Source organism: Promicromonospora sp. AC04 (assembly GCF_003058225.1).
Taxonomy (GTDB): domain Bacteria; phylum Actinomycetota; class Actinomycetes; order Actinomycetales; family Cellulomonadaceae; genus Promicromonospora.
In genome coordinates this window covers 168,969-193,427 of sequence record NZ_QBUG01000004.1, presented here as the reverse complement: position 1 = coordinate 193,427, position 24,459 = coordinate 168,969, and the positions used below count along the sequence as shown (strand labels likewise).

The window sequence follows — 24,459 nt, the reverse complement described above, 5'->3', positions numbered from 1 at the left end:
ACGGCATGACGGCGACACAGCCCATAACGGGGCCGGTGACCGAGGCGAGCGAACAGCCCGGGGCGACCGGTTCGCCGTCGGGCGGCCGCAAGCCCGGGGGAGACGCGCGCGAGACGCTGTACTTCGCGCTGCGCAACCCCAAGGTCATCATCGGCATGGTGGTCGTGCTCGGGTTCCTGCTGCTGGGGCTGCTCGGGCCCGCGTTCCTGCGGTACGCGCCGATGGACTACGCGGGGCCGCCCATGGCGCCGCCGTCCGCGGACTTCCCGTTCGGGACGACGACGTTCGGGCAGGACGTCTTCGCGCAGTTCGTCGCCGGCCTGCGCTCCACGTTCCTCGTGGGCCTGCTGGGCGGCGGCGTGTCCGCGGTGATCGGGATGACCATCGGGTTCGTCGCGGGCTACCGCGGCGGCCTGATCGACGAGCTGCTGAACATGCTCACCAACGTGGTGCTCGTGATCCCCGGCTTCGTGGTGCTCATCATCATCAACGCCTACCTGGGCGTGCGCAGCGTCCCCATGCAGGCGCTGTACATCGGGGTGTTCAGCTGGCCGTGGGTGGCCCGCGCGGTGCGCGCGCAGACCCTGTCGCTGCGCTCGCGGGACTTCATCGACCTCGCGCGGCTGTCGGGCGTGGGAGTGGGCACGATCCTGCGGCGCGAGGTAGCGCCCAACATGTACTCCTACCTGTTCATGACGTTCGTGCTGCTGTTCGGCGGGTCCATCCTCACGGCGGCGTCGCTCGACTTCATCGGGCTCGGGCCAACCAACGCGATGTCGCTCGGCCTGATGATGAACCAGGCGGTGCAGTGGAGCGCGCTCCACCTGGGGCTGTGGTGGTGGTTCATCCCGCCGGGGCTGGGGATCACGCTCATCGTGGGCTCGCTCTACATCATGAACGTCGGCCTCGACGAGGTCTTCAACCCCAAGCTGCGGGAGATGTGACATGGCCCTGGCCGTGAACGACCTCAAGGTCTGGTACCGCACCCTGCGCGGCGACGTGAAGGCCCTCGATGGCGTCACCTTCGAGGTGGCGGACGGCGAGATCATGGGCATCGCCGGCGAGTCCGGCTGCGGCAAGACGACGCTCGGCAAGGCCCTCATCCGCCTCGACACCCGCATGCAGCACGTGGGCGGCACGGTGGTCCTGGACGAGACCGAGCTGCCCTTGTCCGACGACGGCGCCATGCGGCGCCACCGCTACCGCGAGGTGTCCCTCATCCCGCAGTACGCGATGTCCGCGATGAACCCGACCCGCAAGATCGGTCGGATGATCCGCGACCTGCTCGCGGCGCACAACGTCCGGTACACCGACGTGCTGCCCGAGCTCGAACGGCGCCTCGAGCTCGTCGGCCTCGACGCCGAGGTGTTGAAGCGGTACCCGATCGAGCTGTCCGGCGGCATGAAGCAGCGCGTGGTGCTCGTGCTGTCCACGCTCCTGAACCCGTCGCTGCTGATCGGCGACGAGGTCACTTCAGCGCTCGACGTGTCCTCGCAGAAGGCCGTCGCCCGGGCGCTCGTCGAGTTCCGCGACCACGGGTTCGTGAAGTCGATGATCGTCATCACGCACGACATCTCAGTGCTGTTCCAGGTCGCCGACACGATCCTGGTCATGTACGCCGGGCACCTCGCCGAGAAGGCGCCGGCCAAGACGATCATCAACCAGCCCCTGCACCCGTACACGAAGATGCTCATCGGGGCGCTGCCCAAGGTCGGCGACCGGTACGAGGAGCAGCAGCTCGAAGGTATCGAGGGGCGGCCGCCGTCGCTCCTCGAACCGCCCGCCGGCTGCCGGTTCCGCGACCGCTGCCCCCTAGCGCACGACAAGTGCGCCGAGGCCCCGCCCTTCAAGGAGGTGGCCGAGGGCCACCACGTCGCGTGCTGGGCGGTGAGCTGATGCTGACCCTCACCCAGCTCGACAAGGTCTACAAGACCGGCACCTTCGGCACCTCCGACCTGCACGCCGTGCGCCAGGTCAGCCTCGACGTGCAGCGCGGCGAGGTGGTCTCGCTCATCGGGGAGTCCGGCAGCGGCAAGTCGACCATCGGCAAGATGGTGCTCCACCTGCTCGACTCCACCGGCGGCACCATCACGTTCGACGGGCGCGACGTCACCAAGCTCGGGTTCCGCGCCCGCCGCGACTACTACCGCAAGGTCCAGGGCGTGTTCCAGGACCCGTTCAGCTCGTTCAACCCCATCTTCAAGGTGGACCGGACGTTCGAGACCCTGCGGCAGTCCTACTTCCCCAAGGTCTCCGGCAGCGAGTGGCGCTCGCGGCTGGACGACGCGCTCGCCGCGGTGACGCTCGAGCCCGACGACATCCTCGGCAAGTTCCCGCACCAGCTGTCCGGCGGGCAGCTGCAGCGCCTGCTCATCGCGCGTGCCCTGCTGCTCGACATCGAGCTGCTGGTCGCCGACGAGATCATCTCCATGCTCGACGCCTCCACCCGCATCGACGTGCTCAACCTGCTGGGCGAGCTCAAGGCCCGCGGCCTCGGGATCCTGTTCGTCACGCACGACCTCTCGCTCGGCAACTACGTCTCCGACCGGGTGGTCATCCTCTACAAGGGGCGCATCGTCGAGCGCGGCGACACGACCGCCGTCTTCGACGACCCGCTGCACCCCTACACGCGCGACCTCCTGGCGTCGGTGCCGCACCTGGACCGGACGTGGGAAGAGGTCGAGGCGGAGGAGGCGGGGCGAGCCGCGCGCCTGGCGGGGCGGTGCCTGTACCACGAGGCCGTCGCGGCGCAGGGCCGGTCACTGGGTGAGGAGGCGGCCTCGGCGGAAGGCTCGGGCTCGGGCGAGGTGCCGGACGGCGTCGGGCTGGTCGAGTACGCTCCCGGCCACTTCGTGGGGTGCTTCCGCAAGGCCGCCGAGGAGCCCTGCCCGGCGGGGTCCTGACGGGGCGGTCCGCCGTCGGCGTCACGGGGTGACTGTACGAATGCGGGCTGTGTTGCTCTGCGTAGACCTTGTCTACGCAGAGCAACACAGCCCGCATTCGTAGTAGTTGCCCGGACTCGATCGGTGGTTGGGGCCGCCGCCGGGCTCAGGCCTTGACCAGGATCGGGACGCCGGGGTCCAGGCCGGCGAGCCGCTCGAAGTCGGTGCTCGTCAGGCGGATGCAGCCGTTGCTGACCGCCAGGCCCTGGTCCACACCCACGTGGATAGCGGTGGCGGCGTAGTCGGTGCCGAAGAACCCGTCGAGGGACTCGCTCTGCATCGACAGGAACACGGACAGCCCGGTGTTCACGGCCTCCGTGACCGTGAAGACCTGGGTGAGGCCCTCCGGCGTCGGCGTGGCGGGTGCGCCGACGGTGGCGGGGAGCCGGTTCTGGGAGCCGTCGGCCTGCGTGACCGTCACCGTGCGGTCCGACAGGTCGACCACCACCGACCGGCTCTCCTTCTCCAGGGTGACGTCGCTCCCGCGCAGCCAGCCGGAGGCGCCGTTGACCTTCTCGGGGTCCTGCGACGGGAGCGCGCCGCGGCCGTAGGGGATGAGCACCTTGACCCACCCGGGCCGGCGCTCCAGCACGAGCCAGCGGGCGTCGGCCTCGTAGTAGGTGGACTCGAGGGCGAGCACCGGTGCCTTGGTCACGTCCGGCCGCGCCCAGACGGGGATCCGCGCCGTCTTCGGCACGGCGACCGAGCCGGGCAGGCCCCGGAGCGTGTCGACCTTGGCCAGCGGCAGGGCGCGGGGAAGGATCTCGTCGATGCCCGGCCTGGGCAGGTCCGCGAGCGAGAAGACCGCGGGCGTCGGCGTTGGCTCAGGGGTGGGGCTGGCGGACGGCGACGGGCTCGCCGACGGCGTCGCGAGCGCGGCGGGCTCGGCGTCGGGCCGCAGGACGAACCAGGCCGCCGTCCCGAGGATCGCGACCGCAACGATGCCCGCCACCCAGCTCCAGGTCCGCGCGGCGCGTCGGCGCGCACCCGCACCGTGCTGACGGCGTGGGGCCGGTCCGGCCGCATACCCGCTGAGCATCTCCGACATGTAGTCCCCTCCGTGAGCCTGGGCTGCCCGCTCGGTGCCGCCGTGTCCATGGTCTCCCGCGCGGACTCCGGGCGCAGTTGAGCCATGGACGATACCGGGCCGTCACACATGTCCGATATCTTCGTGTTCGCCCAACCCCTGGGCATCCGAACTGTTGTTCGATACTCTCGCCCGACAGTCCTCGACCAAGGAGAGATCACCGTGGCCCCCGCCGACCGGGCGTTCCCCGTCACGACCGTCCCGACGCGCCGTTCCCGCAACCTGGTCCTCACCGGTGCGATATCCGTCGCCCTCATCTCGACCGGGTCCGCGTACCTGGCGATGGTCCAGTTCGGCATCGACGTCCTCGCCATGAACCAGGGCACCGCCTACGCGACCGCAGGCGTCTTCGAGCTGTCCCTGGTCACCGTCGCGCTCCTGGCCCGCGAGGCCGCCCGCGACAACCGGCCAGGCGGCACCCTGCTTGCCCTGACCTGGGCGCTCTCGTCGGCCTCCGGCGTGTTCGCCGCCTGGCACGAGGCCTACATCGGCCACCCCGTGGGCGCCGTCGTGTTCCGGTTCATCGTGCCCCTGCTCGCCGCACTCATGTGGCACCTCGCCCTGATCGGCGACCGCCACCTTGCCACCGGCACGTCCTGGTCCGCGATGCGGCAGTCCGCGCGCATGCACGCGCTCTTCCTCACGACCGAGGACCTGTTCCGGGCACAGAGCCTGAACGACGGGTCACGGACCGCGCGCCGTCGGCTCGCCCGCGCCGAGGCCGGACGCCGTCGGGCCCGCTCCGTGGCGCTGCGCACCGTGCCGCCCACGGACATGCGGGCGCAGGTGGCCGCCTGGTGCGAGGCGCTCGCCGCCGTCGGTGACGGCACCGCCGACGTCGCCCGCCTGCACGCCGCTGACCGCCAGCGGCTGACCGGGATCCTCATCGACGAGCCCATGGACGCCCGGCTGTCCGGTACGCGGGACGAGCTCGGGGCTCCCGGGTTCGGGGCGCCCGAGTACGAGAGGCGCGCCGCCGACGTCGTCGCCGCGGAGTTCGGCGAGCCGGTCGGCGGGGGCGTGTTCGACGGGGAAGCGTTCGACGGGGGCGTGTCCGACATTGGCGCGCTCGACGGCGGTGCGGAGCGCCGGCCCGCGCGGCGGAGCGCTGCCCTCGACATGCCGCGGCAGGGCGTGAGCGAGCGTGCCCCGGGTCCCGAGGCCGAACCGGTGGAGGCTGTCGCCGCCCGGACGTCCGTTGCCGACGTGCCCGCCGCGGATCCGGCCGAGGCGGCGGCCCGCGCCACGGCGAACGTCCGGGAGGCGATTCCCCCACGGCGCGCGCCGCGGCGGAACACGCAGCTCGGCACGCGGGATGCCGAGCGCATGATCGACCTGCGCACCAAGGGCCGCACGTACCGGGAGATCGCGGAGGAGGTAGGCGTCAGCCAGTCGACGGTGAGCAAGCGCATGCGCGAGTTCACGGAAACGGGCTCGATCCCGGTGGTCAAGGCCCGCTGACCCCACCGCGCCCCGGTTCTACTTCGGCTGCCCCATGTGGGCGATGTTTCCCAGGGACTTCCACACGAGCAGGAGGGTGATGCCGGCGCCCGCGCAGGCGAACCACCACGGGGCCACGAGGCCCCAGTGCTCCGCGATGAGGCCGCCGATCCCCTGCCCGACGACGAGGCCGCCGAACACGCAGATCATGTTGATCGACGCCACGCGGCCCTGGAACTCCTTGGGCACCGCACGCTGCCGGACCGTGGTGGACAGCGTGCCCCAGACGAACGCGTAGACGCCGAACTCGAACATGATGACGATCGCCACCCAGCCCGTGGTGGTCAGCGCGAGCGCCCCGTGCGTGAGCACCTCCAGCGTCAGGCAGACGCGCATGAGCGTCGCCAGGTTCACGTGCCGCTCCAGCCAGCCGTACGAGAACATGCCGATGACGCCGCCCACCGCGCTCGCCGTCGTGAGCAGGCCGTAGCCGACCTCGCTCATGTGCAGGTGGTCGAGCGAGTACTTCACCAGCACGCCCCACGGGGCGGCCCAGGTGATGTTGAACACGAGGATGACGATGCTCAGGGTCCGCACGGGCGGGTGGTGCCACACCCAGCGCAGGCCCTCGGCGATGTCCTTGCGGACGTGGCTCTCGGCGTCGCGCACGGTGGTGAACGACGCCCCGGGCGGGGCCGTGATGCGGGAGACCAGCAGGACCGCCAGCGCCACGCAAACCACCTGCGTCGCGAACGGCCAGACCATTCCCGCGGCGAACAGGAAGGCGCCGAGCGGCGGGCCCACCAGCTGGTTCGCGGTGAGGAACCCGGCCTGCATGCGCTGGTTGCCCGCGCCCAGGTCGGCGGGTGCGACGAGCGTCGGCAGGAGGGTCTGCTGGGTGGTGTCGGCGAAGACCTCGGCGATGCCGTAGAGGAACATCGCGGCGAGCACCATGCCGATGTTCACGGTCCCGGTCGCGATGAAGACGCACAGGACGGTGATGACCAGGGCCCGGATCGTGTTGGCGACGATGACGACGAGGCGACGGTCCAGACGGTCGGCCAGCGCGCCGGCCCAGAGGCCGAACAGGAGCCACGGCAGCCGCTGGAGCATTGCGGCGAGCGCGACGAGGAAGGCGCTCTCGGTCTGCGACGCGACGAGCAGGGGGCCGGCGGCGAGCGCGATGCCGTCGCCGATGTTGCTGGTCCAGGACGCGGAGACGAGCCAGCGGAAGGACCGGCCGAGCCGGCGGGGGAAAACAGCCTCGACGAGTGCGCTCACAAGCGTTCGAGTCTAGGTGGGGCCGTCCAGGCTTTTTTGTCACCGGCCGGTGGGCACCCCGGGAGCCGGCGGTCGGACGCTCCGGGAGGGTGATTTCGCCGCCGACGGACGCGGGCTCGGTGCCGCGACGAAGGTGTCGGGGCGGTGCTCGAGGGGAATCGATGCGCCCTGCGCCAGATTGGCGAGATGTCGCGGTTGAGAGGGTGATCGGCAGGGTGAAACTTGCCCTTCGACAACGTTTTTTTGACGCACGTCTTGCAACCTGGACGATCGTCCGACTCGGTGTTGACGTCCGCCGGGAACAGGTGCAGACTCTCACAAGACGGTGCGCATCGCCCGCCCCCTGCGCGGTGCGCACCGTCATTCCTGTCGGGCTTCGGCCCGTCTGCTGAGCCCCTTCGGACCCCCTGCCGGAGGGGCTTTTGCATGCACCGGTCTGTACCCGCCGCACGGGCGGACCCACGGGTCACCCGGGTGGTGCAGGTCTGACACGCCGGGGGTTCTGGCGCTCCGGCGTGTCGCGCGGCGTGGCGTCCGGCTCTTGCGGACGCCGCGCGGTTAGCGTGCTGGGGTGAACGCTGCACGCCGCCAGACCGCAGCCGCCCCCGAGATCTCGGCCGACCTGTCCGAGGAGCTCTCGGCCGCGCTGAAGGACGAGACCGTGGACCAAGCCACCGAGCTGGCAGCGGAGGAGGCTCCGGGGGCCGCAGGGGACCCCATGACCGAGTCGGTCGCGCGCTGGCGCGCCGGGCTGGTCCGCCTCGCCGGGGGCTCCTCCCTTGCCGACGTCGGGCTGCTCGGCGAGGCAGTCATCGACCTGTCGGCGGCCCACCCGTCGGGCGTCGCCCAGCTCTTCGCCGGCCGTCCGACCCGCCTGTCCAACCTCGTGCGCGAGGCAGGCGCGCTGCCGACCGCCCGCCGTCGGGCCCGGGCGGTCGCCGCGCGCTCCGCCGAGCACGCGCAGCGTTACGGGGTGTCGCCCACCTATCTCGCGATCGGCGTCGCGACCTGGACCGAGCGGCCCGCCACCGGCGGTGACTCGAACGACATGGAGGCCATCACCCGGGTGCTCGGCCCGGCGAGCGTCGTCTCGCCGTCGGAGCACGGCGGGGACTCCGCCGACAGCCCCGCGGACGCCCCGGCGCTCACCGGCTCCGTGCCCATCGTGACGCTGGCCATGCCCTCGGGCCGCGCGGTACCGGCGTCGGACGAGGAGGACCAGGAGCCGCGCGTGGTGCGCGCGCCCGTCCTGCTGCGGCCCGTCATGCTCACGCCGCGCAGCGACGGCGAGGGCGACTACGACATCACGCTCGATCCCACCGCCGAGATCAACCCCGTGGTGGCGCGCACCCTGCGCGCCCACGGCGCCCTGGTCGACCCGGCAGCGCTGGCCAAGGCGACCTTCACGCTCGCGGGCTTCAACCCGACGGATGTGCTGAACCGGATCGCCAGCCTCGGGTCGGCGGTGCTGGGCGAGTTCGAGCTGGACCGGCGCGTGCTGGTGGGCACGTTCGTGCACCCCGGGCAGGTACTGGTCGACGACCTGGACGAGCTCGGCCCCGCCCTGGGGGAGCACGAGGTCGTCGCGGCGCTCGCCGGCGTGGACGGGTCGGTGACGCAGCTGGGCAAGCTGGAGCTTCCCGAGCGCCGCGTGGGCGACGCGGCTCCGGCGCACGAGCGCGGCGTCGGCGACCTGGACCCGCACCAGCGGCACGTCGTGGACGCCCTCGCGACGGGCAGTCACCTGTTCGTGGACGCGCCCGTGGGGTCCGACGTCGCGGGCACGCTGTCCGCCGTCGTCGCCGAGGCGAACGCGAGCGGCCGGTCCGTGCTGTACGTGCCGGGGCACCGCCGGGCCGCGGACGCGCTGGCTGCGCGCCTGGCGACGCTCGGCCTGGACGGGCTGCTGCTCGACATCGCGCCGGTACCGACCTGGCGCACCTCGACGTCGCGCCGCCTCCTGGAGGCGATGGCGCCCGCGCAGGAGCGCATCGACGCAGACGAGGTCGCGCGCGTCCGGGACGCCCTGATCGGGTCGCGGGCGCAGCTCGCGGGCTACATCGAGGCCCTGCACCGGGTGCGCGAGCCCTGGCGGGTCTCCGCGTACGACGCCCTGCAGGCGCTGGCGCGGCTCACGTCCGAGCGGCCGGCCCCGGCCACGCGTGTGCGGCTCGAGGAGGACTCGGTGCTCGCGCTGGGCACGGAGCGCCGCGCCGAGCTCGCCGCCGACCTCGAGCGGGCCGCCGAGCTCGGGGCGTTCACGCTGAGGTCGTCGTCGAGCCCGTGGTTCGGCGCGCACATCCTGACCGACGACGACGCCCGGTCCGCCCTCGCCCGCATCACCCGCCTGGGCGAGCAGACGCTGCCGGAGCTGCGCAAACAGATCGAGTACGTCTCGCGGGTGACCGGCCTGGTCCCGGCGTCGACGGCGCGGCAGTGGGGCGAGCAGCTGGCGATGCTCGGCGGCATGCGGGGCACCCTCGACGTGTTCCAGCCGATGGTCTTCGAGCGCACGGCCGCCGACATGGTGCAGGCCACGGCGACGCGGCGGACGCGGGCCCAGCAGGGCGTCGAGATGGGCTGGGTGACGCGGCGTCGGCTGAAGCGGCGCGCCCGCGAGATGGTGCGGCCGGGCGTCCGCGTGGCGGACATGCACGCGGCCCTCGTCGAGGTGCAGCGGCAGCGTGAGGTCTGGCAGGCGCAGTGCCCGCGCGGCGGCTGGCCCACGCTCCCCGAGGGCCTGGCGGGCGTCGAGGAGACCTACGAGGCGGTGCGCATCGACCTCGAGGCGCTCGAACCCGTGCTGCGCTCCTCCCAGGCGGGCGGCGAGCTGCTCGACCTCGACCTGTTCGCCCTGGTCCAGCGCCTCGCGTCCCTCTCCGAGACGCAGGAGGCCCTGGCCCCGCTGCCCGAGCGGACCGCCGTGCTGCGGCGCCTGCGCAAGGCCGGGCTCTCCGAGCTGGTCGACGACCTCGGTGAGCGCCGCGTGGAGGCCGACCTCGTGGGGCCGGAGCTGGAGCTGTCGTGGTGGTCGTCGGTCTTCGAGCAGGTCCTGGCCACCGAGCCCGACCTCGCCGGCCAGGACGGCGCCGGGCTCGACGCCCTCGCCGGGCGGTTCCGCGAGCTCGACCGCCGGCACGTCGACTCGCTGTCCGCGCCCGTACGGGCGGCGGTGCGTGCGCACCTCGGCGCGGCGATGCGCGACGAGCGGGAGGATGCCGAGGCGCTCTACGCGAAGCTGGTCGACGGCGGCCTGGCCTCGATGCGGGATCTCGTGTCCGAGCACGGCTCGACAGTGCGGCGCCTGCGGCCCACCTGGGTGTCGACGCCGACGATGGTGCCGCACCTGCTGCCGGCGGAACGCAGCGCCGACCTGGTGATCCTCGACGCGGTGCAGCACGTGCCGGTCGAGGTGGTGGTTCCCGCGCTGGCGCGCGGCCGGCAGATCGTCGTCGTCGGTGACCCGCGGTCGGCGTCGGGCACCGCCGTGCGGGACCTGGCGCGGCTGCTGCCGCGCGTGACGCTGCAGCCGGAGCCCGCGCGGCGGGACCCGCGGCTGACGGGCCTGCTGGCGGAGCACGGCTACGACGGGATCATGCGGCCAGCTCCCGTGCCGCGCACCGAGGCGCTGGTGCACTTCTCGCTCGTGGACGGGTCGGGCATGCCCGACCCCGTGTCCGGCACCGTCGAGTCGACGACCGCCGAGGTCGAGCGGGTGGTCGACCTCGCCATCGAGCACGCGATGACCCGGCCCGAGGAGACCTTCGGCATCGTCACCGTCACCGCCGCGCACGCCGACCGCATCCGCGAGCGGCTGCTCGCCGAGGTGCGGGGCAACCCGGCGCTGGCGCCGTTCTTCGCGGGGTCGCGGCCCGAACCGGTAGTGGTCGCCGACGTCACGGGTGTTGCCGGCCTGGCGCGCGACACGATAGTCCTGACCCTCGGGTTCGGGCGGACGCCGCACGGCCGCGTGCTGCACCGGTTCGGCGTGCTCGGCGACGGCGGCGGCGACGCCATGCTGCTCGGCTCGCTGGGGGCGGCACGCAAGCGGCTGCACGTGGTGTCGTGCTTCCCGGCCGCCGACCTCGACCCTGAACGGCTGCGCGGGCCCGGGCCCCAGATGCTGGCGCGGGTGCTGGCCTTCGCCGAGGAACGCTCGGGCCTCGCGGACCAGGTGGAGATCGGCAACGGCGTCGACGTGGCGCGGTCGGTCGACCGCCTGGTCGTGGACCTGGGGGAGCGGCTTTGGCGCTCGGGTCTCGTGGTCGAGACCGACTACGGGCTCCCCGGCGGCGACCGGATCCCGCTCGCGGTGGGGCATCCCGACCTGCCGGGCGAGCTCCTGGTTGCGGTCCTGACCGACGACGCCGCCTACGTGGCCGAGCCCTCCATCCGGGTGCGCGACCGGCAGCTCGCCGAGCGGCTCGAACGGCTCGGCTGGGTCGTGGCGCAGGTGTGGTCCGCGGCCGCGTTCCTGGACCCGGACGCGGAGGCCGAGCGCGTGCGGCGCGTGGTGCTTTCCGTGCGGGACGCCCGGGTCGGGCTTGCCGGGGGAGTGGCGCCGGCGGCGGAGCTGATCGTGCCGCAGGTGCTGGACGACTGAGCGGTTGCGGGGATCGACGGTTAGTTGTAACTTACCGTTCGTGGGAACTTACCGAATGGCGACCGGTGCCGCCAGCTCGGAGCGGGGTGCCGGCCGCGGCGAGCAGCAGCTCGACGCGCTGGGCGACGCCCGGCGCCGGGACATCGTGGCCCTGCTGGCCGGCGGCGCGGTGTCCGTGGGGGAGCTCGCGGAGCGGCTGCCGATCAGCCGGCCCGCCGTGTCGCAGCACCTCAAGGTGCTGAAGGAGGCCGGTCTCGTCCGCGATCACGCGGAGGGCACGCGGCGGCTCTACGGCCTCGATCCGAGCGGGCCCGCCGACGTGCGGGCCTACCTCGACCGTTTCTGGAGCAACCAGCTGGCCGCTTTCGCCGAGTACGTCGGCGAGGACGCCGTCCGACGGCGGAGCGCTGCCCCGGCCCGTCAGGCGGGGCGCGGCGAAGAACCCGAGAGGGACCGATCATGAGCGAGACCCAGTCGTACACGCCCGTCGTGGCGGAGGTGACCGTGCCCGCCGGACTGGCGCGGGCGTTCGAGCTCTTCACCGTGGAACAGGCGGCGTGGGTCGCCGAACGGCACTGGCTCGGGGACGAGCGGCCCGCGGCGATCGTGTTCGAGCCGACCGCGGGCGGCCGCTGGTACGAGCGGCAGCCCGACGGCACCGAGTGCGACTGGGGCCGGGTGCTCGAATGGGGCGCCCCCGGCCGGCTCGTGCTCGCATGGATGCTGGACGGCGACTGGCGGTTCGACCCGGACGGAGAGCGGGCGAGCCGCATCGAGGTGACGTTCACCGAGGTCGGACCCGACCAGACCGTGCTGCGCCTGGTGCACACCGGGTTCGAGGCGCACGGCGAGGGCGGCGGCTCGATCCACCGCAGCGTCGGCTCCGCGACCGGATGGCCGGCGTACCTGGACGCGCTGGTGGCGTTCGCCACGGCCTGACCGAACGCGCGCCGGTCGGGGCGACAATGGTCGGGTGAGCGAGCCCGTGAACGCGCCGGCCGACCCGGCACAGAGTGACGCCGCCCCGCGACGGCGGGGTCCCCGGCGCGCCGTGCGCCGGGGGACCGAGCGTGAGGCCGTGCTGGGCGTGAGCGCCGACGAGCGCCCGGCCGGCTGGGGCGAGGGGTCCGACGGCGGAGCCGCGACCGACGCCGGTCACGGCTCCAACGATGAGCAGCTGCGCCGAGACGTCCCGCCGCACTGGGGCTGACGCGTCCGCCGATCCAGCCGCGCCCGCTGTTCGAGCCTTGGAGATCGGGTGCGGGCGCGGCGGTGGGGTTCAGCTGGGGTGCGAGCCCGACTGCTGACCGGCCTGGGCGCGGAGAATGTCGCGGATCTCGGTGAGCAGCGCGACGTCCTCGGCGAGCGATTCCTCGACGGTGGGCTCCTCCGCGGGCTTGCGCAGTTCGGCGAGCTTCTTGATCGGGAGGATCACGAAGAAGTAGATCGCCGACGCGATCAGCACGAACATGATGAGGCCCTGGATGAAGAGGCCGATCGGGAACACGGTGTACTCGCCACGCCAGTTCGGGACGTTGAACGAGATGGCGGTGAAGTCCGGCGCACCGACGAGCCACCCGATGAGCGGCATGATGAAGCCGTCGACGAGGCCGCTGATGACGCCCGAGAAAGCAGCGCCGATGACAACAGCGACAGCGAGGTCGAGCACGTTGCCGCGCGTGATGAATTCCTTGAAGCCGTTGAGCTGGTCGCGCATGGATCCCCCTGGATCTCTTTCTGGATCTCTGTGACGTTGGTGTGGGTCGGCGTCGGCCAGGACCTCGAAGGGGATTGTGGTGGAAAATCCGGTTCAGCGCACGTCGAACAGGACATTCGGCCGAATTGGCTAAAGCTGTTCACCCGGTGTTCCCGAGCTTTGCTGCGCGGTGGTTCTACGGCACCAGCACCGCCGTCACCGATCCCCAGCCGGAGACCGCCGACAGCTCCGGGGCATCATCTGGGCTCACCGCGACGAGCGTGACGGGCCGGTCGCCGTCCGACGCCGGAGCGAGCAGCCCGCCCGCTCCCTCAGCCTCGCGTTCGGCCGGGACGGGCAGCACGAGCGCGCTCCGGGCGAGGTACTGGGGCTCCGCGGCCGGCTCGCTGCCCGACGTCGTCCCGGCCAGCAGGTCCACCCGGTCGCCGGGGCGCAGGAGGGCGGCAATCGCGTCGTCGGACAGGCGGACCGGGACCACCACGGTGCCGCGCGGGGCGGCGGCGGAGACGCCGTCGTCGGAGACGAGGGTGGCGTGGAGCGGCGCCCCCGCCGGGAGCCCGACGACGGCCGCGCGGCCCAGCAGGTCGCGAACCGTGTGCAGCGCGCCGGGCGGGGCGAGGTCGGCGGCGATCGCGCGCACCACCACGTCGTCCCGGGTGAGCTCGGTGCCTGCCGCGACGGCGCGGGCCGTGACGGCGACGTCGACGGTCGGGGGCGGTGGTGGGCGCAGGAGGTGCACCGTCTGGGCGGTGGCGAGGCCGAACATCACGGCCGCGAGGGCGAAGCGCCAGCGCCACAGGATCCGTCGCGTGCGGCGGAGTGCCGCCGAACGAGGCCGACCCGGGCGGGGCAGGAACGCGGCCAGGCGGGTGTGCGGCCTGCGGTCCGGCGCGGACTCGGTGGTCCGGCTCCATGGCGTGCGCAAGCCGGAGCCGGGTGGCGAACTATGACGTGCTGCCGGCTCTGCGATCGTGTCGAGAAGTCCCATGCCGACGACGCTATGCAGCGCAGGCAGGGCCGCGCGGCCGCCATCGGGCAACCTGTGCACGACGGCGGGAAAACGCCGCCTGTTGTCGCGCTCGGACCCTTGGAAGCTCGTCGAGCGGGTCTGTGTGCCCGGCGAAGAGGTTCCGGATCAGTGGCGTCTGCGCGAGCGAAGGTCAGGCCGAGGCGGCCTTCGAAGCGTTCGAACCGCTCGACGACGAGCTTGAGGAGCTCGACGAACCCGAGGAGCTCGAGGAAGACGAGGACGAGCCGGAGCCGTCCGAGGACGAGCCCCCCGACGAGCCCGAAGACCCCGAGGAGGAAGACGAGTCCGACGAGGACTCCGACTTGCCGGGCTTCACCGTGCTGCTCGTCGACGTGCTCCGCGAGTCGGTGCGGTAGAAGCCGGAGCCCTTGAAGGTGACGCCCACGGAGCTGAACACCTTTCGCAGCCGGCCCTGGCACTCGGGGCAGACGGTCAGCGACGAGTCGCTGAACTCCTGGTGGATGTCGAACGCGTGGCCGCAGTCGGCACACCGGTACGCGTAGGTGGGCACGTGCACTCCTCTTGGACGTCAGGCCGGCCGGGGCGTCGAGCGCTCACCGGGACCTGGCCTGGCACTCGGGGTTTCCGAGTGCCAATAGTAACGGTCGGGCGGCGGGGGATAGTCCCAGGATCTCCCGAGTGTGTTCACCCAAGCGCGGTCACTCAAGTCCAGGGGCGGGCGGTAGTCTCCACTGCGTGTCCGCGACGACTTCCGCCGAGCCCATAGAGCCCGCCGAAACAGCCTCCCCCGACGGTGCGCGGCCCGCCAAGCCCCGTCGGACTCGTACCTCCCGTGTCCGCCAGTTCCTGGTCGGCACGGCCGTCGTCGTGGTACTGGCGCTGGTCGCCGTGACGACCTTCGGCTGGTTCACCGGCCGCCGTCCGCTCCCGGAGTACTCCGGGGAGGTGCAGGTCGAGGGACTCAGCTCGGACGTGCGCGTGAGCCGCGACGCCCAGGGCGTGCCGCAGATCTACGCCGACTCGGCCGAGGACCTGTTCCGCGCGCAGGGCTACGTGCACGCGCAGGACCGCTTCTTCGAGATGGACTACCGCCGGCACGTGACCGCGGGCCGCCTGGCCGAGCTCGTGGGCAACAACCCCGACGCGATCCAGGCCGACATGGTCACCCGCACGTTCGGCTGGCGGCACGTCGCGGAGGAGGAGTTCAACATCCTCGACGACGAGACCCGGCAGTACCTGCAGGCCTACGCGGACGGCGTGAACGCCTACCTCGCGGACCGCAGCCCGGCCGAGACGGCCGTGGAGTACACGGTGCTCGACGTCAGCGTCGAGGTGAACGAGCCGGAGAAGTGGGACCCGATCGACTCGCTCGCCTGGCTCAAGGCCATGGCCTGGGACCTGCGCAACAACTACAACGAGGAGCTCGACCGCGGCCTGGCCTACAGCACCCTCGGCGACGCGTCGCGCGTCGCCGAGCTGTTCCCGGCGTACTCGAACACGGGCAACGCGACGGTCCTCGACCCCGCGGAGGCGGGCGTCCCGGCGGCGACGCAGCAGACCCAGGCGACCCAGACGGCGTCGGGCACCGGGGACATGTACGAGAGCCCGGACCTGGCCAAGGCCCTCGACTCGGCGCAGCGGGCGCTCGACGCCGTGCCCGTGCAGATAGCGCGCGGTGAGAGCACGGGCTCGAACTCCTGGGCGGTGTCGGGCCAGTACACGGAGTCCGGCAAGCCGCTGCTGGCCAACGACCCGCACCTCGCGCTCGCCGCCCCCGGTATCTGGACGCAGGTGGGCCTGCACTGCAACGAAGTGGGACCGGAGTGCCCCTTCGACGTGTCCGGGTTCTCCTTCTCCGGCTTCCCCGGCGTGATCATCGGGCACAACGCGGACATCGCCTGGGGCATGACCAACATGGGCGCCGACGTCACCGACTTCTTCATCGAGCGGGTCCGTAACGACACCTACCTCCGCGGTGCGGACGAGTGGGTCCCGATGGAGAAGGAGACCGAGGTGATCCGGGTCGACGGCGGCAGCCCGGTCGACCTGGAGGTCCGGCGGACCGTGCACGGCCCGATCATCTCGTCCGTCATGGACGAGGGCGAGATGGACGCCGTGCGCAACTCGCCCACCGAGACCGGCACGGAGCTCGGCCAGTACGAGATCTCCCTGCAGTGGACGGCGCTCCAGCCCGGCCACACCGCCGACGCCGTGTTCGCGATGAACCGCGCGAAGACGCCCGCGGACATGAAGGCGGCGGCAGCGAAGTTCGAGGTCCCGGCGCAGAACATCGTGTTCGCCACGACGGACGGGCACATCGGCTACCAGGCGCCGGGCAAGATCCCGGTGCGGGCCAGCGTCCCCGGTGCGGTGGAGTCCGACGGCACCTGGCCGCGCCCCGGCTGGGACGCCCGCTACGACTGGACCGGCTACGTGGACCCGGCGCAGATGCCGGGCGTCGTGGACCCCAAGGAAGGCTTCATCGTCGCGGCGAACCAGGCGGTGCTGCCGGGCGGCTCCGGGCCGTTCCTCAGCCGCGACTGGGACTACGGGTACCGGTCGGAACGCATCCGTACCCTGCTCAGCGATCGGATCGCCGAGGGACGCAAGCTCACGGCCGCCGATATGTCGGACATCCAGATGGACGAGTGGAGCGTCTTCGCCGAGACGCTGGTGCCCGTGCTGCTCGCCGTGGACCTCGACGCCGGCTACGACTCGGACGGCCAGGCCCTCCTGGCCGACTGGGACGACTACTCCATGGACTCGGACTCCGCCGCTGCTGCCTACTTCGCCGCGGTGTGGCGCAACCTCCTGGAGACCACCTTCAACGACGAGCTACCGCAGTCGATGTGGCCCGACGGCGGCAGCCGCTGGCTCGCCGTGATCCAGGGCATGCTCGACAACCCGAACGATGCCTTCTGGGACGACAAGTCGACGGTGGCCGTCGTGGAGAGCCGCGACCAGGTGCTCACCGAGGCGCTGGTCAGCGCCCGCCAGGACCTCACGGTCGAGCTCGGCAAGGACACCAGCGACTGGGAGTGGGGCACGCTGCACCAGCTCAAGCTGAAGCACCTGGTGCTCGGCGGGGACGGCATCCCGGCCCCGATCGCCGCGTACATGAACCCGGCGCCGGTCAAGGTCGGGGGCGGCCCCTCGATCGTGAACGCCACCGCATGGGACGCGGCCAGCGGCAGCTTCGACGTGACGGGCGGCCCGTCCATGCGCATGGTCGTCGACCTCGCCGACCTCGACGCCTCCACCTGGGTAGTCGTGACCGGCGCGTCCGCACACCCGGCCTCCGAGCACTACGACGACCAGCTCGACGCGTGGGTGAAGGGGGAGACGTTCCCGTGGCCGTTCAGCACCGAGGCGGTCGACGGCGCGCAGGAGGACGAGCTGATCCTCACCCCGTGACCGTGACGTAGGCCGCCGCTGGTCGGGCTGGTCGAGACCGGTCTCGACCAGCGGGGTCTGCTAGCCCAGCCAGCGCCAGTCGGCGGTGGTCGCCACGGCGTGCACCAGGATGTCGTGCTCCTCGCGTGGCAGGGGGTGGTCCGCGGCGTCGTACACCTCTTCCGGGAAGACCACGGCGACCACCTTCGCGCCGGGGCGCAGGTGGGTGAGCGCACGGTCGTACCAGCCTCCGCCCTGCCCGAGCCGCACACCGCGGGTGTCGACGGCGAGGGCGGGCGCGAGGACGACGTCGGCCAGCTTGATCGCATCCGTGCCCAGGGTGGGGCCGCCGGGTTCGGGCGGCCGGCCGGGCGCGCGCTCCAGGAGGTCGTCCGGTCCGGTGTAGTCCGCCCAGTCCCGGGCGAGGCCGGCGCCCAGCACGGGGAGCAGCGCACGGACACCGCGGCTCGCGAGGCGGTCCAGGAGCGGCAGCATGCCGGGCTCTGCGCTGCGCGCCGCGTACGCGGCGACGCACCCGGCGTCGCGAACCTCGGGAATCGACTCGATGATGTCGGCGAGCGACTGGGCGGCCTGGGTCCTCAGCCGGGCGGACCGCAGGCCGCGTTGTGCGCGGATGGCGCGGCGGAGCTCCTCCTTGGCGTCACCTGTCTCCATCCCGGGATGGACGGGGTAAGGCTGTGGCGTCGGGACAGAGATGCCGCTCATGACCGCTATTGTGCCAAGACTCCGAGACAAGATTGTTACGAACAGCGCACGAAGAAGGCGAGAACATGACCGAGCGGCTGCTCGACGGGTCTGAGACCACCGAGCGTGGTAGACCCTCTCCAACGCCGAGATTCGTCATAGGACGTGGCAAGGGGCGAACGATGATGCCGTCGAGTAAGTCGGACGTGCCGGAAGGCACCACGGGAAAGTTTGTTAAGGGGTGGACGGTGGCCAAGCCATGGCCGGTGACGTTGCGCGAGGACACGTCGGCCGGGGCAGTCGTGCTGCGCCCGCTCCGGCGTCGGGACGCAACTGACTGGGCCCGCCTGCGGGCCGAGAACGCAGCGTGGCTCGAGCGCTGGGAGGCGACGTCGCCCGGTGCGAACCGCTACATCGCCTCGACGTTCGGCGAGTACGTGCGTTCCCTCTCCGCGCAGGCCCGCGCCGGGACGTCGCTCCCGTTCGGCGTGGAGCTCGACGGTGCCCTCGTGGGACAGCTGACGGTCGCGTCCATCACCTGGGGATCGATGTGCTCCGCGAGCATCGGGTACTGGGTGAGCGAGAGCGTGGCCGGGCGGGGGGTGATCCCGACGGGCGTCGCGATGGCCGTGGACTACGCCTTCTTCCTGGGGCTGCACCGCATCGAGATCAACATCCGCCCCGAGAACAAGCCGAGCCTGCGGGTCGTGGAGAAGCTCGGGCTGCGGGACGAGGGCGTGCGCGAGCGGTTCCTGCACATCCAGGGCCAGTGGCGCGACCACCGCACCTTCGCCGTCACCCGCGAGGAGGTCCCCGAGGGGCTGCTGGCGCGCTGGCAGCGCCTGCGGGACGCTCCGTGACGGCGGGACACGCCGCGCGCGGTGCGGCAGGCCGTGGCATTGCTCGCCTAACGTCGTGTTGTGGAATCGACCGCGGGGCTCACAGCCGTAGCGCTGTTCGTCCTGTGGCTGGGCTACTGGATGCCAAGCCTGGTGCGTCGTCGGGCAGAGCTCGCCGACGCACGGGTGACGGACCGGTTTTCGGGAGGGCTGCGCATCGTCGCGATGAGCGGCTCGGGTAGGAAGGGAGGGGCGATGGTCAACGACGGCAACCGGCGGGGTACCGGCCAGGGCGTGCCGCGCGTCGCCCACCCGACCCCGAAGCAGGGACACCCGCTCCAGATCATGGTCCGCGGCCGCCCGCTGACGGCGGAGCGGATCCGCCGGGTCGAGCGGCGTGCGCGACGGGCTGCCCGTGCGCGCCGCCGGTTCATCGTGTCGGTGTTCCTGCTGCTGTGCAGCGTCGCCGCCTGGGCGTTCGTCGGCTTCGACCGGCTGCACTGGGGAGTCGCCGTCGCGCCGTCGGCCATGCTGTTGTTCGTGCTGTTCCTGGGCCGCCGTGCGGCCCGTGCCGCGCGGCGAGCGGACGCTCGTTGGCAGGCGACCGTACGCGCGGCGCGACAGCGCGCCACGCAGGAGCGCGTGCTCGCGAACGGTGGCCCGTACGCGCCGCGCAACCGTGCGCAGGTCGTCGGCCTGGCGACACGCGGCTCGGACACGCAGACGCAGGCGATCCCGCGGGTCGGCGGCAAGAACGTGCTCGACGAGATCCTCGACGGCCCGGCGAAGCCCAAGGTCGTCGAGGTCCCGGTCGAGGTCGAGGTCGAGGCCGACGCGCGGCCGGACGGCGAGGCCGCGAAGGCGGACGAGCCGCTGGGCGGGAGCGCCTGGGACCCGGTCCCGGTTCCGCTGCCGACCTACGTGACCAAGCCCGCGGCACCGCAGCGGCAGCCGATAGCGCTCCCGGCTGCGCCGTCGCCCGCCAAGGGGCCGACGGCGTCTCGGGGTGCCTCGGACCGTCAGGTCACCTCGGGGGACGCTGGGGGGTCTGCGTCGGCGTCGGTTGGGGCCGCGGCTGCCTCGGCGTCGGCCGCGGCTGACGCGGTCGCCGAGGACGAGCTGCTGCGTGGCGAGCCGCCGCGCATGAAGTCCGAGACGCTGGCGACGCCGCTCGAGGAGATCCTGGCGCGACGCCGGGCGGCGGGGTGAGTGTGCTGGTCGGGGTCGCGCGGGTCAGGTGTCAGTGACCCGCGCGACACCGGATCAAGTTGCGGAGCCCCGGCGGTGAAGTGCTAGTCTTCTGCAGTCCGAGGGGCTATGGCGCAGTTGGTAGCGCGTCTCGTTCGCAATGAGAAGGTCGGGGGTTCGAATCCCCCTAGCTCCACCGATTGGAAAGGCCGTTGACAGGGCGTTAGCCCAGGTCAGCGGCCTTTCTTCATGCGGGAAGGCACTGACCGGAAAGAACGGTGCTGACTGATGAGACGCATGCTGCCTCGGTTTCTGCCTCGCTTTGACCCACCGGGGACGACCGCGAGGGACCGCCGTGGCCCGATAGGACTGGTGCCTCGTTCACTCATATGGGGAATGAACGAGAACCGCCCCGGGAGCCCCGACGAGTACGACGGACGCCTGGACCGGACCCCGATGTGGACGGTCGAGGAACTGTGCGAGAAGCTGCACGCCTCGCCGGAGACGGTGCGGTCGTGGCGCAAGAACGGGACCGGTCCTCGGGCCTACAAGATCGGGCGGCACGTGCTGTTCGAGGAAGCCGACGTGCGCGCCTGGATCGAAGCGCACGAGATCCGCGGCCGTTCCGCTTCCCGCAGGCGTGGGGATGCTCAGCACGGGACGGGGTGGTGACCGATGCCCAGAGAGAACCTCAAGCCCGGCGAGCACGGCAAGTTCTCGTTCGCGCCGACGCCGGACGGGCAGGTGCGGGCGCGCGCCCGTTTGTGCCTGTTGGACAACTCCGTTGTGCAGGTGACACGGATCGGGAAGAACGAGGGCGCGGCGCTGTCCAAGCTTCAGAAGGCGGTCACTGAGCGGATCGGTGCGGCGCGCGGCTCGGCGGCGTTGTCACCGAACAGCAAGGTCGGTCTGGCGTGCAGGCAGTGGATCGACGAGTTGCGGGAGCGCTCTAAGTGGCCGGACCCGCCGGTGCGACCGCAGACGGTGGACGAGTACGAGCGGCTGCTGGGCAACCACGTGAACCCGTTCCTGGGGCACTACCGGCTCAACCAGCTGACACCTGCAATTGTCCAGACTTGGGTCGACGGCATCATCCGCCGCGGCAATGCGGGCGGGCACGACATGGTGGCGACCGCGATCCAGGCACACGGCCGGTTCGCGGACGTCCTCGACCGCGCCGTGGTCCACGACGCGCTGCGGGACAACCCGGTGCGCAAGGCCAAGACGCCCAAGCCGAAGACGCCTCGGCCGGTGGCGCTGACTGTGATGACCGTGGGCCAGCTGCGGTGGGCGGTGCGCGCCTGGGAGAAGCAGCGTGGCGGGTTGCCTGGGCCGAAGCCGACCGGGCACCTGCCAACCGCAGTGGACGTGATGCTCGGGACCGGGCTGCGGATCGGGGAGGTGATGGCGTTGCGGTGGGGCGAGGTGAACCTGACCAGTGATGGGTTGCCCACTGTCCGGGTCGAGGCCACGCTCGTGGACATCAAGGGCCAGGGGACCGTTCGGCAGGAGCAGCCGAAGACCGACGCCGGTGGGCGCACCATCATCATTCCGCCGTTCACCGTGGCGGCGCTGGAGTCGGTCCGCCCGGCTGGTACACGGGTGGACACGCCGGTGTTTCCGTCGCGGATGTTCAAGGACGGGCGGAACGTGGATCGTCCGCAGACCACGCACAACATGCGGCGCAGCCTGCGAGCGGCGCTGGAGAAGGCGGAGATGACCGGGCTGGTGCATCCGCACAAGCTGCGGTCCACGGTCGCGACGGAGGTCGCGCGGAAGATGAAGCCGGCCGATGCTGCCGCCCTGCTCGGGCACAAGATCGACACCGGGATCACGGCCCGTCACTACATCGAGCAGCTCCGCCTGGCGCCCGACACGTCGGCGGTGCTGCAGGCCATGGTGGAGATCGGCGACGAGGCCTGGCGGCGCGAGCTCGAACGGCGTGAGCAGGAGACACGGAAAGCGCCAGAGGATGCACCGGTCGGCGTGAGACTAGTGGCTGGAGAGGACTCAGGTACTGGCTGGTAGGCGACCGCGGGGAATCCGGGTTCGGTTACCAGAGCGGAGGTTGTTCTTCGTTGACGGCGTGACCCTGCGCTCCGGCCGGCTTCTGGCGCCGGAGCGCGGGGTGGCGCTTGTGGCGGGCGGCGTGGATGCCGGTGCACAGGTGGTCCAGGCGTTCTGTCGTGCGATGCAGGCGCGCGATGTCGACGCTGTTCGCTCTTGCGGCGAGAGCATCGACGTCGGCGTGATCGATCCACTCGTCGAGGTCAGCGACCACCTCAGCGAGCGGCCGTGCCGTCCTGGGCGTTGTTGGCTGGATATCAGCATTGGACGTGGGCGTTCTGGGGCGCGGTGTACGTGGCCGGGCAAGCGCGGCCTGCGCGACGGTGGCCAGGTCGGCCGGATCGACCTGGCCTTCGCCCGTTTGTGGCTGGTCGTCGGTGGCGTGGTGTTCGGTGATCGCCGCGCGGATCTGCTTCCACTCCTTCTCGGGAGAAGCTCCGTTGGTCGTGATGTCGTGCCAGGCGGTCTGGGCCATGGCGCGAATGCGCTCGGGCATGGTGGGGTCGTCGCGGGTGTCCTTGATCCGTCCGGTGTGCTCGAGACGGGTGTAGGACTTCGTGCCGGTGACCATCTGGGCGGCCTTGGCACGCGCGTCACCGTGCCGGCCCGGAACAGACTCCTCCTGCTGCGGTGCCGCCGATTCGGCGGGACCGTTGTCGTCCCCTTTGCCCCCACCCTTCACGTCGCTGCCGGTCGTGTTGCCGTCCTTCCAGCCCGCGTTGCTCGCGTTCTTGGTCGCCTGGAAGCGGGTGGCGTGCTGCCGGACGGCGGCTTGTTCGGTCTCGGCACTCTTGTACTCGCGGTACAGCTCCTCGGCGGTCTCCAGCGGCAGGGGCTCGCGGATGGTGTTCTCGTCGTGTTCCGCGATTAGGTCGCGCAGCCCGGACGTGACGCGGCGCACGAACACCGGCACGGTCTTCCAGCCGAGCAGCTTGACGGCTTCCAGGCGTCGCCACCCGCACAACAGCAGACCGTCCGGCGTGACCGTGAGAGGGCCCAGCAGCCCGACCCTACGGATCGAGTCACACAGGGCTTGGAGGTCTCCGAGGTCGCGTCGGTGCCGGTACCCGACGGTGATGGAGTCGACGGCGCGGTCCAGCCGCAGTCCGTCAGTGTCGTCATGCGGCATGTCCGGCCTCCCGAGCATCGAGGTAGTGGGGCGGGGTCAGGTCGTGCGCGTCTTGCTCGATCACCAGGCGTGCGGTGTCGCCGGCCAGGAGGCGGTGCAGCACCCCGTTGCGGGCCGGGGTGCCCAGGACTGCCGAGACGAGGCGGGTCCAGGCCGGCTGGTCGATGTCCAGCACGGCGGCCGGTTGGCGGTCCTTGCGCAGCCGTTCGCATGCGGCGGGCAGACCGCCTGCTGCGGTCAGGGTTGTGGTGATGTGTTCCAGTCCGTGCCGGGCCACGTCGTCGGGCCACCCGACCGCGACCAGGACCGTGATCGTCGTCCGGGTCGCGGTCTGCACCCGGGCGACGACGACGGCCGTGGTCGGGTCGAGATCGTCGGCTGCCGGGTCGCCCGCGTGGGCGGTGGCCAGGGCATGTTCGAGCCATGGTGCTCCTTCGCCGTTCGGAGTGGCGGTCGGGGCGGACGGGTCGCCAATGCGCCAGGCAGGGACCAGGTCGGTGCGGGCCATCAGGCGACGTGCCCGGTCCCGGGAGCACAGCAGCTGATCGGCACGGGCCTCGGCGCGGAGAGTACGGGCCACCGCCGTGGTGACTACTGCCCACGGGTTCCGTGCGCGCCGCACGGCAGGGCTGCGGAGCGCTTCGAACGCGGCGACAGCCGCATCGTGCTCGGCGAGATGGAGCTTGCGCGCTAGATGGCGGTACCGGTCAGCGCAGTACGCCAGCAGCTCCGTGGCCTCCGGCATGGTCGCCCACGCCTCATCACTGGCTAGACGGTCGAGCAGGATGCGGAGCCCTTCCGGGGTGGCGAACGCTGGCGAGGCGTTGCGGCTGCCCGGGGAGCTCTGGCCGACGGACGGAAGCGCGGCAATGCCGTCGGGGCGCGGGAGTGTCTCGGCGGGCTGCTGGTCGGGGTGGTGGTCCGGCCCTGCCGTCCGGACTGCGCCCGTGCTCTGATCGCTCATCATCAGTCCTCCGCCGGGGCACGCACCGCGCACCCGGCATGTGCATCAGAGTAGGCCGAGCCCGATGGATGTGCAATACCTGCACACTAGAGCCTGGGTGTTGTCATCGTGCA

At 71.7% G+C, this 24,459-nt stretch carries 21 protein-coding genes, 1 tRNA gene and 1 pseudogene; 15 read left to right on the top strand and 8 right to left on the bottom strand.

All coding sequences use genetic code 11. The features are described from left to right. The first annotated feature begins 5 nt into the window (after nt 1–5). The 3 genes from C8K30_RS12495 to C8K30_RS12485 are packed head-to-tail and all read left to right on the top strand — an operon-like array spanning nt 6 to nt 2,903. Nucleotides 6–944: an ABC transporter permease gene (locus tag C8K30_RS12495; protein ID WP_108493542.1), complete on the top strand. Its 939-nt coding sequence runs from the start codon at nt 6–8 to the stop codon at nt 942–944. A 1-nt stretch (nt 945) separates the two neighbouring features. Continuing rightward, complete coding sequence (locus C8K30_RS12490) at nt 946–1,896, top strand: ABC transporter ATP-binding protein (RefSeq protein ID WP_108493235.1); 951 nt, start codon at nt 946–948, stop codon at nt 1,894–1,896. Further along, the gene (locus C8K30_RS12485) at nt 1,896–2,903 is read left to right on the top strand and encodes an ABC transporter ATP-binding protein (protein ID WP_108493541.1); all 1,008 of its coding nucleotides are present in this window, start codon (nt 1,896–1,898) and stop codon (nt 2,901–2,903) included. The genes C8K30_RS12490 and C8K30_RS12485 overlap by 1 nt, the downstream gene beginning before the upstream one ends. A 145-nt stretch (nt 2,904–3,048) precedes the next feature. On the opposite strand, the gene C8K30_RS12480 is transcribed toward C8K30_RS12485, so the two are convergent. Next, nucleotides 3,049–3,990, bottom strand: a complete 942-nt coding sequence (locus C8K30_RS12480; protein WP_146197458.1) for a L,D-transpeptidase — start codon at nt 3,988–3,990, stop codon at nt 3,049–3,051. A gap of 201 nt (nt 3,991–4,191) precedes the next feature. Between C8K30_RS12480 and C8K30_RS12475 the strand changes: the two genes are divergently transcribed. Further along, the gene (locus C8K30_RS12475) at nt 4,192–5,490 is read left to right on the top strand and encodes a winged helix-turn-helix domain-containing protein (RefSeq protein WP_108493233.1); all 1,299 of its coding nucleotides are present in this window, start codon (nt 4,192–4,194) and stop codon (nt 5,488–5,490) included. 18 nt (nt 5,491–5,508) lie between these two features. On the opposite strand, the gene C8K30_RS12470 is transcribed toward C8K30_RS12475, so the two are convergent. Beyond that, a complete protein-coding gene (locus C8K30_RS12470) occupies nt 5,509–6,750 on the bottom strand; it encodes an MFS transporter (protein WP_108493232.1) in 1,242 nt (413 codons plus the stop codon). A 571-nt stretch (nt 6,751–7,321) separates the two neighbouring features. Here C8K30_RS12470 and C8K30_RS12465 point away from each other — a divergent pair. The 4 genes from C8K30_RS12465 to C8K30_RS12450 are packed head-to-tail and all read left to right on the top strand — an operon-like array spanning nt 7,322 to nt 12,563. Beyond that, on the top strand, nt 7,322–11,353 hold the full coding sequence (locus tag C8K30_RS12465; RefSeq protein WP_108493231.1) for a hypothetical protein: 4,032 nt from the start codon (nt 7,322–7,324) through the stop codon (nt 11,351–11,353). 40 nt (nt 11,354–11,393) lie between these two features. Then, nucleotides 11,394–11,816: a helix-turn-helix transcriptional regulator gene (locus C8K30_RS12460; RefSeq protein WP_233257154.1), complete on the top strand. Its 423-nt coding sequence runs from the start codon at nt 11,394–11,396 to the stop codon at nt 11,814–11,816. Next, nucleotides 11,813–12,292, top strand: a complete 480-nt coding sequence (locus C8K30_RS12455; RefSeq protein ID WP_108493229.1) for an SRPBCC family protein — start codon at nt 11,813–11,815, stop codon at nt 12,290–12,292. Before C8K30_RS12460 ends, C8K30_RS12455 begins: the two co-directional genes overlap by 4 nt. Before the next feature lie 34 nt (nt 12,293–12,326). Further along, nucleotides 12,327–12,563, top strand: coding sequence for a hypothetical protein (locus C8K30_RS12450; protein WP_108493228.1), 237 nt, complete (start codon nt 12,327–12,329; stop codon nt 12,561–12,563). A gap of 69 nt (nt 12,564–12,632) precedes the next feature. Here C8K30_RS12450 and mscL read toward each other — a convergent pair whose 3' ends face one another. Together mscL and C8K30_RS12440 are read right to left on the bottom strand one after the other, a co-directional pair. Continuing rightward, complete coding sequence (mscL, locus tag C8K30_RS12445; RefSeq protein ID WP_108493227.1) at nt 12,633–13,070, bottom strand: large conductance mechanosensitive channel protein MscL; 438 nt, start codon at nt 13,068–13,070, stop codon at nt 12,633–12,635. Between the two features lie 175 nt (nt 13,071–13,245). Next, entirely contained in the window at nt 13,246–14,058 is an 813-nt protein-coding gene (locus tag C8K30_RS12440) for an RcpC/CpaB family pilus assembly protein (RefSeq protein ID WP_108493226.1), read from the bottom strand. A gap of 122 nt (nt 14,059–14,180) precedes the next feature. Here C8K30_RS12440 and C8K30_RS31820 point away from each other — a divergent pair, with 122 nt between their 5' ends. Next, on the top strand, nt 14,181–14,456 hold the full coding sequence (locus C8K30_RS31820; protein WP_369940040.1) for a hypothetical protein: 276 nt from the start codon (nt 14,181–14,183) through the stop codon (nt 14,454–14,456). 14 nt (nt 14,457–14,470) lie between these two features. On the opposite strand, the pseudogene C8K30_RS31815 reads toward C8K30_RS31820, so the two are convergent. After that, nucleotides 14,471–14,611, bottom strand: a pseudogene (locus C8K30_RS31815) (FmdB family zinc ribbon protein); the annotation flags it as partial. 185 nt (nt 14,612–14,796) lie between these two features. Here C8K30_RS31815 and C8K30_RS12430 point away from each other — a divergent pair. After that, on the top strand, nt 14,797–17,475 hold the full coding sequence (locus C8K30_RS12430; protein WP_369939886.1) for a penicillin acylase family protein: 2,679 nt from the start codon (nt 14,797–14,799) through the stop codon (nt 17,473–17,475). Nucleotides 17,476–17,535: 60 nt separating this feature from the next. Here C8K30_RS12430 and C8K30_RS12425 read toward each other — a convergent pair whose 3' ends face one another. Beyond that, a complete protein-coding gene (locus tag C8K30_RS12425; protein WP_233257153.1) occupies nt 17,536–18,180 on the bottom strand; it encodes a 5-formyltetrahydrofolate cyclo-ligase in 645 nt (214 codons plus the stop codon). A gap of 227 nt (nt 18,181–18,407) precedes the next feature. Here C8K30_RS12425 and C8K30_RS12420 point away from each other — a divergent pair, with 227 nt between their 5' ends. From C8K30_RS12420 to xerC, 5 genes are all read left to right on the top strand, one after another. Then, complete coding sequence (locus C8K30_RS12420) at nt 18,408–19,019, top strand: GNAT family N-acetyltransferase (protein ID WP_369939884.1); 612 nt, start codon at nt 18,408–18,410, stop codon at nt 19,017–19,019. A 60-nt stretch (nt 19,020–19,079) separates the two neighbouring features. Continuing rightward, a complete protein-coding gene (locus C8K30_RS12415) occupies nt 19,080–20,207 on the top strand; it encodes a hypothetical protein (protein ID WP_108493223.1) in 1,128 nt (375 codons plus the stop codon). A 102-nt stretch (nt 20,208–20,309) separates the two neighbouring features. Next, nucleotides 20,310–20,382, top strand: a tRNA-Ala gene (locus tag C8K30_RS12410). Nucleotides 20,383–20,582: 200 nt separating this feature from the next. Then, nucleotides 20,583–20,858: a helix-turn-helix domain-containing protein gene (locus C8K30_RS12405; protein WP_158281001.1), complete on the top strand. Its 276-nt coding sequence runs from the start codon at nt 20,583–20,585 to the stop codon at nt 20,856–20,858. A gap of 72 nt (nt 20,859–20,930) precedes the next feature. After that, nucleotides 20,931–22,214, top strand: a complete 1,284-nt coding sequence (xerC, locus tag C8K30_RS12400; RefSeq protein WP_158281000.1) for a tyrosine recombinase XerC — start codon at nt 20,931–20,933, stop codon at nt 22,212–22,214. A 25-nt stretch (nt 22,215–22,239) separates the two neighbouring features. Here xerC and C8K30_RS12395 read toward each other — a convergent pair whose 3' ends face one another. Continuing rightward, nucleotides 22,240–23,382 carry a ParB N-terminal domain-containing protein gene (locus C8K30_RS12395; RefSeq protein ID WP_158280999.1) on the bottom strand — a complete coding sequence of 381 codons (1,143 nt, stop codon included), beginning with the start codon at nt 23,380–23,382 and terminating at the stop codon, nt 22,240–22,242. Further along, entirely contained in the window at nt 23,372–24,346 is a 975-nt protein-coding gene (locus C8K30_RS12390) for a hypothetical protein (RefSeq protein WP_146197457.1), read from the bottom strand. Before C8K30_RS12390 ends, C8K30_RS12395 begins: the two co-directional genes overlap by 11 nt. Nucleotides 24,347–24,459 lie beyond the last annotated feature (113 nt).

What these genes read in the sequence shown, in the direction of transcription:
- C8K30_RS12495 (WP_108493542.1), top strand. Translation starts at nt 6, where the DNA reads ATGACGGCGACACAGCCCATAACGGGGCCGGTGACCGAGGCGAGCGAA.
- C8K30_RS12490 (WP_108493235.1), top strand. Translation starts at nt 946, where the DNA reads ATGGCCCTGGCCGTGAACGACCTCAAGGTCTGGTACCGCACCCTGCGC.
- C8K30_RS12485 (WP_108493541.1), top strand. Translation starts at nt 1,896, where the DNA reads ATGCTGACCCTCACCCAGCTCGACAAGGTCTACAAGACCGGCACCTTC.
- C8K30_RS12480 (WP_146197458.1), bottom strand. Translation starts at nt 3,990, where the DNA reads ATGTCGGAGATGCTCAGCGGGTATGCGGCCGGACCGGCCCCACGCCGT.
- C8K30_RS12455 (WP_108493229.1), top strand. Translation starts at nt 11,813, where the DNA reads ATGAGCGAGACCCAGTCGTACACGCCCGTCGTGGCGGAGGTGACCGTG.
- mscL (WP_108493227.1), bottom strand. Translation starts at nt 13,070, where the DNA reads ATGCGCGACCAGCTCAACGGCTTCAAGGAATTCATCACGCGCGGCAAC.
- C8K30_RS12440 (WP_108493226.1), bottom strand. Translation starts at nt 14,058, where the DNA reads ATGGGACTTCTCGACACGATCGCAGAGCCGGCAGCACGTCATAGTTCG.
- C8K30_RS12425 (WP_233257153.1), bottom strand. Translation starts at nt 18,180, where the DNA reads ATGAGCGGCATCTCTGTCCCGACGCCACAGCCTTACCCCGTCCATCCC.
- C8K30_RS12405 (WP_158281001.1), top strand. Translation starts at nt 20,583, where the DNA reads ATGAACGAGAACCGCCCCGGGAGCCCCGACGAGTACGACGGACGCCTG.
- C8K30_RS12395 (WP_158280999.1), bottom strand. Translation starts at nt 23,382, where the DNA reads ATGCCGCATGACGACACTGACGGACTGCGGCTGGACCGCGCCGTCGAC.
- C8K30_RS12390 (WP_146197457.1), bottom strand. Translation starts at nt 24,346, where the DNA reads ATGAGCGATCAGAGCACGGGCGCAGTCCGGACGGCAGGGCCGGACCAC.